Genomic DNA, 11,169 nt, shown 5'->3' with positions numbered 1-11,169 from the left:
TACTTTCGTAATAATTTTTGTCAAAATCAACACCTAATTCTTTATAAGTTTGTTCGAAACCTTTATAAACCCATTGATTCATAGTTTTCCAAAGTGAAACAACGTCAGTATCTCCAGCTTCCCATTTCAACAACATTTCTTGTGCTTCAACTAAAAGCGGCGCTTGTTTTTTAGCTTCATCTTCAGTTATTCCTTCATCAATTAATCGCTTAATTTCTTTTTTATATTCTTGATCGAATCTTACATAATAATTACCAACTAATTTATCACCTTTTAAGCCAGTACTTTTAGGAGTTTCACCATTTCCAAAACGCTGCCAAGCCAACATACTTTTACAAATATGAATACCACGGTCGTTAATAATTTGTGTTTTGAACACTTTTTTTCCTGAAGCTTTTATGATTTCAGCTACAGAATAGCCTAATAAGTTATTTCTAATATGTCCTAAATGCAGTGGTTTATTAGTGTTTGGTGAAGAATATTCAACCATTACAGCTTTTTCAGTTGTAGTTGGAGTTATAAATCCAAAGTTTTTAGTTTTATAAATTGTATTAAAGCTTTTTGTAAAATATGAATCAGCAATAACTAAGTTCAAAAAACCTTTAACAACATTAAAATCTGAAACTTGTGCAACATTCTCTTTTAAGTACTCACCAATTTTTGTGCCTATTTCAACAGGATTACCTTTTACAAAGCGTAAAAACGCAAAAACTACAATGGTAATATCACCCTCGAAATCTTTTTTAGTAGCTTGAAATTCAACCGATTCAATAGTTGTATTGTAAATTTCTTGAAAGCCTTTTTTTACGGCTACTTCTAAAATGTTTTGCATAATTTTTTTGCTGAAATATTTTGAAGTGCAAAAATACATAAATTTTGAAATATTTTAATTGTATTTTCGCTGTTAAATTAGAACAATGGAAGAGTTTTTAAAGGAATTACCAGAATTAGCAAAAGAAAAGCACGTTGAAAATAAAAAGTATTTTGCCAAACTAAAGAAACGAACTCCAAAGCGTTTAGATTTAATAATGCAAGATTTACACGAAAAGGAGTTTGAAAAAACAGATTGTTTAACGTGTGGAAATTGTTGTAAAACTACCAGTCCAATATTTACTAATAAAGATATCCAACGAATTTCTAAACATTTAAAAATGAAGGTTGTGAATTTTATTTCACAATATTTAGATAGAGATGCAGATGATTTTTATGTGTTAAAAACATCACCGTGTACTTTTTTAGACTTGAATGATAATTCTTGTTTTATTTATGATGTTAGACCAAAAGCGTGTGGCGAATATCCACACACAAATCGTAGAAAATTTATTCAAATTACAGATTTAACGCTAATAAACACTGCTATTTGCCCAGCGAGTTATAATATTATTGAAGCGTTGAAAGAGAAGTTGCCATTATAAGATAAACTTTTATATATTTGAAAAAAAAACATGAATAAGATTATATCAATTCTTCTATTGGTCTTGATGACCATTCCCGTTACTTCAAAAGCAAATTCAAATTGGATGACATCTCTTGAGGATGCTAAAAAAATGTCAAAACTTTTAAATAAACCAATTTTGATTGATTTTTGGGCTGATTGGTGTGCTCCTTGTAAAAAAATGGATTGGGATGTGTGGGATAATGACGAAATTAAGTTATTAATGGATAACTTTATTCCAGTAAAAATTGATATTGACTCAAATCGATCTGTGTCAAGTAAATATAATGTAAGAGGTATTCCTAATGTAATGATTTTAGATAGTTGGGGAAATCAACTTTATGCCTCAGTAGGTTATAAGAATAAACAATATATTTCTGATTTGTTAACATCTTTTTCATTAAATATAACAAGCATAAATAGAGCAATGTTTATTTTGGAAAAAGACCCGGAAAATGTGTTTTCCAATTTGAGGGTAGCTTTAAAATTTCAAGATGTTGGCTTTATTATAAATGGAGATTCTAAACAGTCGTTTATTAAAAGAAGTAATTATTATTTGAAAAATGCTATTAAATATACAGATAAAGAGGATTTAATTACATTAGAAAAAATTGAGTTGTTGAAACTATTAAATAAAGCATATTTTAAGAGTTATAAAAGTGTTTTAAAAAAGTTGGAGAAAGAATTTAAAGATGTAGAAACTAAAAATAAAGGATTGTATTTATTTATTAAATACTATTGTTTTTCAAAATTAGAATTAGAAAGTGATACAGAAAAAATACATAAAGAAATATTGACTATTGAAAATAATGGTAGTTATCTAAAAAAGATTAATTTTTTGTTAGAAAAATAACTATTTATACAGTAAATATTTTTTTCGAATTTGTTTAAATACTTCTATTTTCGGGTGCCATGAATTTTGAATTTCTTTTGCAGATAAACCGTTTTTAAGTTGATTTTCTAACAGTGTGTTTCCGGCATGCACTGTAAAAGTTGCACCAAAAAAAGTTTCACTTTTAGGCGTTTTTTTATAAGCATCTACTAACCATTCCATGTTCACATAATTTAGTCGCTCAATATTTTTTAAATAAACACCATAACATAATTTATTGTTATGCTTTGGGTATTTTGACCCAAAATTTGGATGAGGTGTATAACTAAAATCATTTTCTAGGAAAAAAGGAGCTCCATATTGTTGAAACTGATTTTCAGTTCCTCTACCTGCATTTATAGTAGTTCCTTCAAAAAAGCCTAAGCTTGGGTATAAATTTATAGCAATATCATTCGGTAAATTTGGAGAAGGACGAATGGGTAAACTATAAGAACTTTGATGCGTGTAATTTTTTAAAGGAATTACAGTTAAATTACAAGTTACATTATTTTTTAACCAAAGCTCACCATTAATCATATGTGCATATTCACCAATAGTCATTCCATAAACAAGCGGAACTGGGTGCATACCAACAAAACTTTTGTGCTCAATTTCTAAAGTTGGTCCGTCAATATAATGGCCATTAGGATTTGGTCTGTCAAAAACAATAAGTGGAATTCCAACTTCAGCACACGCTTCCATAACATAATGTAATGTAGAAATATAGGTGTAAAAACGTACACCAACATCTTGTATATCAAAAACTAGTATATCAATTGCTTTTAACTGTTCTTTTGTCGGTTTTTTATTTTTTCCATAAAGCGAAATTATTGGTAATCCTGTTTTTGAATCTTTTCCATCAGCAACTTTTTCACTGGCATCAGCTTTTCCTCTAAAACCGTGTTCAGGAGAAAAAACGGTGGTAATATTTATTTTTAAATGAAGTAGACTATCAACTAAATGCGTGTGTGTGTTATTTTTTTTAAATATTACAGACGTTTGATTGGCAACAACAGCAACATTTTTAGCTTTAAGAAGCTTTAAATATAATTTTGTTTGTTGGGCTCCAGTTTCTATGTTTAACGTTTTCTTTTTTGATTCCAAATCTTGTCCGCAAGAAATGAAACTAAAAAACATAAAAAAAAACAATAAGAAATATGTATTTTTGAACGAATAAGAAATCATAGATAAAAATTGAATTACGAGTTATTTATTGCAAAACGAATTATTGCTGCAAAACAGTATAAAAGTAGTGTATCTTCACCTATAATAAAAATTGCAATTATTGCCATTACAATTGGTATTGTTATTATGATGATTGCTATTTCAACAGGAATTGGTTTGCAATTAAAAATTCGTGAAAAACTAGCAGGTTTTAACGGCCATATTCAAATTACAAATTTTGATACAAATAACTCAGGAATTACTTTAATGCCTGTTTCTAAAAATCAAGATTTTTATCCAATATTTTCTAATGTTGAAGCAGTAAATAAAGTTCAAGTTTTTGCTACGAAAGCTGGAATTATTAGAACTGAAACCGATTTTGAAGGTGTTATTTTTAAAGGTGTTTCAAATGATTATGATTGGTCTTTTTTTAAAGAATATTTAGTTAAAGGATCATTGCCAAATTATAGTACTGAAGTTTCTTATGAAGTGTTAATTTCAAGTGAAATTTCAAACAGATTAAAAATTAATTTGGGCGATGAATTTAATATGCTTTTTGTAAAAGATAATCCTTCAAAAGCACCTTGGCTAAGAGTGTTAAAAGTTGTGGGGATTTACAATTCTGGTTTTCAGGAATTTGATGAGAATTTTGTGATAGCAGATATTCGGCATATTCAAAAAATGAATAGATGGAAAGAAGATGAAGTTGGAGGTTTTGAAGTGTTTATTAATGATTTTGATACTATTGATGAAACCAGTCAGGAAGTTTATGAACAAACAGCATCAACATTAAACAGCCAAAGTATTGTTGAAAAATATCCAGAAATTTTTGAATGGATTAATTTGTTTGACACCAATATTTATGTGATAATTGTTATTATGGTGCTAGTTGCAGGCATTAATATGATTACTGCTTTACTAGTGTTAATTTTAGAAAGAACTCAAATGGTGGGTATTTTAAAAGCGTTAGGTAGTACTAATATGAGTATTAGAAAAGTGTTTTTATACAACGCAAGTTATTTAATTTTAAGAGGTTTGTTTTGGGGAAACCTTATAGGTTTACTTATTTTATTTTCTCAAAAATATGGTAACTTTATTTCGTTAGACCCAACAACGTATTATGTAAATACAGTGCCTATTTATATTGATTTTGGATATATTTTATTATTAAATATTGGCACACTCATTTTATGTTTTCTTATGTTAATAATTCCATCAGTAATAGTATCTAAAATTAGTCCAGTAAAATCTATTAAATTTGAATAATTTCAATTAGTATTTTTAATTATATTGGATGTGTGATTAAATATTGCTTTCATAAAACATGGTACATTTGCACTACTAAATTTACAAAATGAACTACGCTAAAAATATATTAGAAACCATTGGGAACACTCCTTTGGTTAAATTAAATACAATTATTGAAGAGATTGATGCTCTAGTGTTAGCTAAAGTTGAAACATTCAATCCAGGGAATTCAGCAAAAGATAGAATGGCGGTAAAAATGATTGATGATGCTGAAGCACAAGGTTTGTTAAAACCTGGAGGTACAATTATTGAAGGAACTTCTGGGAATACAGGAATGGGATTGGCTTTAGTTGCTATTATGCGTAATTACAAATTAATTTGTGTGATTAGTGATAAGCAATCGAAAGAAAAAATGGATATTTTACGCGCTGTTGGTGCTGAAGTTATAGTTTGTCCAACAAATGTTGAGCCAGAAGATGCGAGGTCTTATTATTCAGTTTCAAAAAGATTGGCAACTGAAACACCAAATTCTTGGTATGTAAACCAATACGATAATCCGTCAAACTCACTAGCGCATTATGAGAGTACTGGGCCAGAAATTTGGGAGCAAACAGAAGGCAAAATAACTCATTTTGTAGTTGGAGTAGGTACCGGAGGAACAATTTCAGGTATTGGAAAATATTTAAAAGAGAAAAATCCAGCCATTAAAATTTGGGGAATAGATACGTATGGTTCTGTATTTAAAAAGTACCACGAAACTGGAATTTTTGATGAAAATGAAATATATCCATATATAACTGAAGGTATTGGGGAAGATATTTTACCCAAAAATGTTAATTTTAGTGTAATAGATGGTTTTACCAAAGTTACTGATAAAGATGCGGCGGTTTATACACGTAAAATAGCAAAAGAAGAAGGTATTTTTGTTGGGAATTCTGCAGGGTCAGCAGTTAAGGGATTGTTGCAATTAAAAGAACACTTTAAAAAAGAGGATGTTGTTGTTGTAATGTTTCACGACCATGGAAGTCGTTATGTTGGTAAAATGTTTAATGATGATTGGATGCGTGAAAGAGGTTTTTTAGATGAAGAAAAATTAGTGGCAGTAGATTTAATTAAAGAAAGTATTAATACACCCTTAATTACCATAAAAACAGAAGAATTAGTTTCTCATGCAATTGAACGAATGAGAGAGAATGATATTTCTCAAATTCCAGTAACAGATATAAACGGTTTTGTTGGTTCAGTTGATGAAAGTGAACTATTCAATTTGTATTTTGATGATAAAGAAAGTGCAAATAAACCTATTAAAGAAGTAATGAGTAACCCTTTTCCTATTGTGAAAAGTAACACTTCAATTGATGAGATTTCAAAACTAATTAACAGGGAAAATAGTGCTGTATTGGTAGATTTAGGAAATGATAAATTTCATATTATAACAAAGCACGATGTTATTAGAGCTATTCAATAAATAAAAAGCCTGCTTAAAAATTTTAAGCAGGCTTTTTATTTTATATAGTTGTTACTATTTGTTGTTTTTAACAACGTAATCCAACATTTTTTTTACTAAATGAACTCTATCTACACCACGAACATTATGTGGGTGCATTGGGTACGTAAAAAAGTCTATTTGTACTTTTTGTTTTACAGCTTCTTGTAACAAAGTCATACTATGCTGTGGTACTACAGTTGGGTCTACACTTCCATGTATAATTAGCAGTTTGCCATCTAAGTTTTTAATATAATTGTGGACTTTAGCTTTTTTGTAACCTTCAGGGTTTTCTTGAGGTGTGTCCATATAGCGCTCACCATACATTACTTCATAATATTTCCAATCTGTAACTGGTCCACCAGCAACAGCTGTTGTAAATACACCAGGATTGCGTAGCATTAAACTTGTCGTCATAAAGCCACCATAACTCCAGCCATTAACTGCAATTCTACTACTATCAATAAAATCTAACGTTTTTAAATAGTCAATTCCTGTTAATTGATCTTCAATTTCAGCATTTCCTAAGTTTCTGTGAATTACACTTTCAAAAGCAAAACCTCTATTTGCAGAACCCCTGTTGTCTAATGTAAATACAATATAATTTTCAGCACTTGCAAAAGCAGGCATCCATAAGCTTGAACCTCCTAACCAAGAGTTTTTTACTAATTGCACGTGTGGTCCTCCATAAACATATACAAGAACTGGATATTTTTTTGAAGCATCAAAATTTGCAGGTTTTGTAATTTTAGCATACAAATCTGTTCCATCAATACCTTTTAGTGTAACAAGCTCAGTAGTTCCTAATTTGTAATCTTTTAATGGATTTTTAGCTGTGTATATTGAAGTTGTATTTCCTTTTTTAGTGTTAATAATTTCAATATTTCTAGGTATGGTTAAACTACTGTAAGTATCAATTATGTATGCTCCATTTGTACTTAATTGGGTTCTGTGTGAAGCACTTTTTTTTGTGATTTTTGTGTATTTACCAGATTTTAAATTTACCTTAAATGTGTGTGACTCTCTTGCGTCAGCTCCTGTTCCAGTGATAAAAACATTTTTTTCGTTAGAATCAAAACCTAAAATGCTTGTAACAACCCATTTAAAGTTGGTTAATTGTTTTACTAATTCACCTTCAGTTGTGTATTGGTATAAATTCATAAAGCCATCACGTTCACTAAACCAGAGAAACTCTGTAGTTGAATTTGGTAAGAAAACTGCATCAAACTCAGGCTCAGTCCATTTACTGTTTTTTTCTTCAAATAAGGTGTTTATTTTTTTACCAGTTTCAATACTGTATCGATTGTACCAAACATGGTTTTGACCTCTGTTTATTTCAGCAACCAACACATACTTTTCATTTGGTGTCCATGATAAATTGGTTAAATAATGTTCATCAGAAGTATCAATGTCTAAATAAATAGTTTCATTATTTTTTAAGTTGTAAATACCAATTTTAGCTTTTTCACTTCCTTGTCCGGCCATTGGGTATTTTATATTGTTTAGAGTAGCTGGATATGTTGTAACATCAACCAAAGGGTAATTAGTTACATTGCTTTCATCTTTTTGATAAAATGCCAAATAATTTCCTTTAGGGCTCCAAAAAGTTCCTTTTACAATACCAAATTCACTTCTGTGAATTGCCTGTCCTGAAACAATATTTTTGTCATCAATTGCAGTAACAGTTACTTTTGGGTTTGAAGTTGTTCCAATAAATAAATTATTATCTAACGTATAAGCAATCGATTTTGCAGTTGAATTGTACTCGGTATTTTCGGCAGATTTATCAAAAGAAATAGTTGTGCTATTGGTGCTTGTTATATAGTTAAAAACTTCAATACTGTTTTTATTACTAAAGGTTAATTCAGTAGTTGAAATTTTTTGTAAACGAGGAAAACGTTTTAAAGTTGGAAACGATTTTTGAAGTTCTTCAAGAGTTATTTTTTTAATAACCTTATTGGTTTTAGCATTGGTAAAAATTAATTCATTTTCTTTTTGAAAAACATATAAGTCTGAGTTGTCAACCCATTTTAAGTTTTGTAAAGATGAAGGATATAAGCCTTTGTAATAACCTAAAACAGCATCGTCAACAGTTAAGTTTTGTTGTTGAGAATACCCTAAAAGAAACGTACATAAAAACAGTAAAGAAAATATTTTTTTCATTGGTAGAATTATTTTGATGAATAACAAAGTTAATTAATTTAAGGAGGTTTTTAATGATTTAGATCACTTTACGGCTTAAAATTTAAGCGTGTCATAATTGGATAATGGTCGGAATAATAAACATCAAAAGTTTTAAAATTATTAATTTCAATTTCTTCATCAGTTAATATAAAATCAATTCGCATAGGAAAGGTATAATTGTATGTTTTTCCAAACCCTTTTCCCGCAACTTCAAACGCATCATTTTTACCTTTTTTAAGTTTATTGTAAACCCATGAAAAGGCAGTGTTATTAAAATCGCCACAGATAATAGATTTGTATGTCGTTTTTTCTTGATGTTTAACAATTAATTCTGTTTGATTGGCTTGTTTTTTAAATGCTTTTTCAATTCTAATTTTTAACTTTTCAGAATTTTCTTGATTGAAATAATCTTTTTTAGGATTGATACTTAACGATTCTAAATGAATATTATATACTCTAATTGTATCATTTTTTTTAATAATATCAGCAAAAATGGCATTATTTCCAGTATTTAAAAAGTTCAATGAGCCCGTATTTATAATTTTGTAGTTTGAAAAAATTGCCTGTCCAAAGACTTTACTTTTTTTACTTGCTTTAATATATTTATAAGAATAATTAAACCCTAATTTTACAGTTGGATTAAATTCTTGTAAGCATAAAATATCAGGTTGTTTTTCGTTTATGAAATCGTATATTTTCTGATCTAGATTTTCTTCATCAATCCAATTATAAATATTAAACATTCTAACATTATAACTCATTATTTTTAAGTCAGAAGTCAATAAAACTTTTTTTTCTTCAAAACTATAAAGTTTGGTGACATGCTGAAACCCTAGAAGTAAAATAATGGTTGATATTAAAAACTGACGTTTTAATTTGACCACCCAATAAATTACAAATAAAAAGTTAATAATAATTAATACAGGTACTGTAAGACTAATAAATGATACTATTGAAATAGAATTAGGAGATATGTAATAGCTTATAAATGAAATAAATAGTGCAATTGCAACCAATGAATTTATGATCGTAACAAATTTATCTATGAGTGATAATTTTTTCATTAACAATTATTTTTTCCCAGCTCTAAATAAAAAATCTTTTTCTTCTTTTGTTAAACTTTCGTAACCAGATTTACTTATTTTATCAAGTATATCATCAATTTTTCGTTGCTTTGTTTTAGAAACTTCTTGTGATGAAGATTTTCTTTTTGTTTTATAAACGGCTTTAAAAGGCGATTTCTTTTTAGGTTTAAATATGTTACTAAAATAATCTATTAAGCCTTCAAACCATTTGCCAATATCATTTCCTTTTTCTAATTGTTTTGAATATATAAATCCAAAAGCCGCACCACTTAAATGTGCAATTGCTGAGCCTTTATCTGGATTTGCTAATTGTAAAACGCTTAGTACAACCCAAATTGCAGCCAATACCCATAATTCTACACTTCCAATAAACCGAAGTCTAATTGCATATCTAGGAATTTTAGTTGCTATGGCAATAAAAATGCTTGTAACAGCCGCTGAAGCTCCTGCTAAAGGTAAAGCACTAGTTTTATCAATAAAAAAATAATAACTTAAAAACACAATTCCACCAAAAATACCACCTAAAAAGTAAAAATTCAGAAATTGTTTTTTAGTATAAAAGTTTAAAAATAAGTTTCCAATATAATACAATACCATTATGTTTGATAGTATATGAAATATATCTTTGTGTATAAAACTATAGGTAATTACAGTCCAAGGTGTGTACAAAAAGCTATCTAAATTGGAAGGAAGCGCAAACCATTCTACAATAAATTTTGTAAATAAAACGGTGATTAAAAATAATATTACATTAATGTATATTATTTTTTCAGTGATGTTGGCTTTGTAATAAGCGTTTTTTATGTCGTTTATAATGTTCAAATTAGTTCCATCTTTTAAATTGGTTTTGTTTCCAATACCAAGCAATTATAAATCCTATTAAAGCTCCACCAATATGAGCAAAGTGTGCTACATTTCCTATTGAATATTTTGTTACACCAAAAAATAAATCACCTAAAATAATAGCAGGAATAAAATATTTTGCAGCTATTGGAACTGGTAAAAATATCAATGCTAATTTTGAATTTGGAAATGATAAACCAAAAGCAACTAATATACCATAAATGGCACCAGATGCTCCAACTGCAGGTGTATGATAGGTGGCAAAAAAATCAGATAAATTTGCTTCAGAAATATGCTCTAAAATTTGAGAATTATAACTTCCTGTATTTAAAATATTTTGAATTTCATTACTTGATAAACCAATTTTTATTAATTCTTCGTAAACACCGTTAAACTGATAATAATTAACTAAAGTGTAAATAACACCAGCCCCTAAACCAGCAGAAAGGTAGAAAAATAAAAATTTATTTTTTCCCCACATTTGTTCTAAAGGTGTTCCAAAAGCCCATAAACCATACATGTTAAAAAGTATATGGCTAAAACCACCATGCATAAACATATGTGTAGCAAACTGCCAAACGCCAAACTCAGGGCTTTCAGGAAAATGCAACGCAAATAAACTTTGTAAACCTAATGCAGGTATAAATTGAGGCGCAATAAATAAAAGTATATTTATTAATATTAAATGTTTAACTGCTTCTGTAATTCTTCCCATAATTTTTAGTAGCTAACAATAGTTAATTGTTAAACCTTTTATCAATTTCGTCAATATTTATAGTTACAAATGTTGTTTTTCCAAAAGGAGACACATCAGGTTGTTTACATATAAACAATTTATTTACAATATCTTCTT

The 11,169-nt window shown here is 28.6% G+C and carries 10 protein-coding genes; 4 read left to right on the top strand and 6 right to left on the bottom strand.

Annotated elements, in window-relative coordinates; genetic code table 11:
• A partial coding sequence (gene argS, locus GQ540_RS04675; RefSeq protein ID WP_291798074.1) for an arginine--tRNA ligase occupies positions 1-832 on the bottom strand: 832 nt, incomplete at its 3' end.
• A gap of 85 nt (positions 833-917) precedes the next feature.
• Here argS and GQ540_RS04670 point away from each other — a divergent pair.
• Positions 918-1,415 carry a YkgJ family cysteine cluster protein gene (locus tag GQ540_RS04670; RefSeq protein ID WP_291798072.1) on the top strand — a complete coding sequence of 166 codons (498 nt, stop codon included), beginning with the start codon at positions 918-920 and terminating at the stop codon, positions 1,413-1,415.
• 30 nt (positions 1,416-1,445) lie between these two features.
• Positions 1,446-2,288 (top strand): thioredoxin family protein, encoded by an 843-nt coding sequence (locus GQ540_RS04665; protein ID WP_291798070.1) that lies wholly within the window; start codon positions 1,446-1,448, stop codon positions 2,286-2,288.
• Here GQ540_RS04665 and GQ540_RS04660 read toward each other — a convergent pair whose 3' ends face one another.
• On the bottom strand, positions 2,289-3,443 hold the full coding sequence (locus tag GQ540_RS04660) for a DUF1343 domain-containing protein (protein ID WP_291798069.1): 1,155 nt from the start codon (positions 3,441-3,443) through the stop codon (positions 2,289-2,291).
• A 57-nt stretch (positions 3,444-3,500) separates the two neighbouring features.
• Between GQ540_RS04660 and GQ540_RS04655 the strand changes: the two genes are divergently transcribed.
• Entirely contained in the window at positions 3,501-4,736 is a 1,236-nt protein-coding gene (locus tag GQ540_RS04655) for an FtsX-like permease family protein (protein WP_291798066.1), read from the top strand.
• An 88-nt stretch (positions 4,737-4,824) separates the two neighbouring features.
• A complete protein-coding gene (locus GQ540_RS04650) occupies positions 4,825-6,186 on the top strand; it encodes a pyridoxal-phosphate dependent enzyme (protein ID WP_291798063.1) in 1,362 nt (453 codons plus the stop codon).
• A 54-nt stretch (positions 6,187-6,240) separates the two neighbouring features.
• On the opposite strand, the gene GQ540_RS04645 is transcribed toward GQ540_RS04650, so the two are convergent.
• The 4 genes from GQ540_RS04645 to GQ540_RS04630 all read right to left on the bottom strand — a co-directional run bounded on the left by GQ540_RS04645 (position 6,241) and on the right by GQ540_RS04630 (position 11,031).
• A complete protein-coding gene (locus GQ540_RS04645) occupies positions 6,241-8,367 on the bottom strand; it encodes a DPP IV N-terminal domain-containing protein (protein ID WP_291798060.1) in 2,127 nt (708 codons plus the stop codon).
• 68 nt (positions 8,368-8,435) lie between these two features.
• On the bottom strand, positions 8,436-9,452 hold the full coding sequence (locus tag GQ540_RS04640) for an endonuclease/exonuclease/phosphatase family protein (protein ID WP_291798058.1): 1,017 nt from the start codon (positions 9,450-9,452) through the stop codon (positions 8,436-8,438).
• A gap of 6 nt (positions 9,453-9,458) precedes the next feature.
• Complete coding sequence (locus GQ540_RS04635; protein ID WP_291798055.1) at positions 9,459-10,340, bottom strand: rhomboid family intramembrane serine protease; 882 nt, start codon at positions 10,338-10,340, stop codon at positions 9,459-9,461.
• Positions 10,297-11,031, bottom strand: a complete 735-nt coding sequence (locus GQ540_RS04630; protein ID WP_291798051.1) for a rhomboid family intramembrane serine protease — start codon at positions 11,029-11,031, stop codon at positions 10,297-10,299. Before GQ540_RS04630 ends, GQ540_RS04635 begins: the two co-directional genes overlap by 44 nt.
• Between the last annotated feature and the right edge of the window lie 138 nt (positions 11,032-11,169).

Source organism: Lutibacter sp. (assembly GCF_013139515.1).
GTDB lineage: Bacteria > Bacteroidota > Bacteroidia > Flavobacteriales > Flavobacteriaceae > Lutibacter.
This window is presented reverse-complemented; position numbering and strand designations above follow the sequence as displayed.

Bases quoted from the DNA above. Each gene is read 5' to 3' on its own strand.
- GQ540_RS04660 (WP_291798069.1), bottom strand. From the start codon at position 3,443: ATGTTTTTTAGTTTCATTTCTTGCGGACAAGATTTGGAATCAAAAAAG.
- GQ540_RS04645 (WP_291798060.1), bottom strand. From the start codon at position 8,367: ATGAAAAAAATATTTTCTTTACTGTTTTTATGTACGTTTCTTTTAGGG.
- GQ540_RS04640 (WP_291798058.1), bottom strand. From the start codon at position 9,452: ATGAAAAAATTATCACTCATAGATAAATTTGTTACGATCATAAATTCA.
- GQ540_RS04665 (WP_291798070.1), top strand. From the start codon at position 1,446: ATGAATAAGATTATATCAATTCTTCTATTGGTCTTGATGACCATTCCC.
- GQ540_RS04630 (WP_291798051.1), bottom strand. From the start codon at position 11,031: ATGGGAAGAATTACAGAAGCAGTTAAACATTTAATATTAATAAATATA.
- GQ540_RS04670 (WP_291798072.1), top strand. From the start codon at position 918: ATGGAAGAGTTTTTAAAGGAATTACCAGAATTAGCAAAAGAAAAGCAC.
- GQ540_RS04650 (WP_291798063.1), top strand. From the start codon at position 4,825: ATGAACTACGCTAAAAATATATTAGAAACCATTGGGAACACTCCTTTG.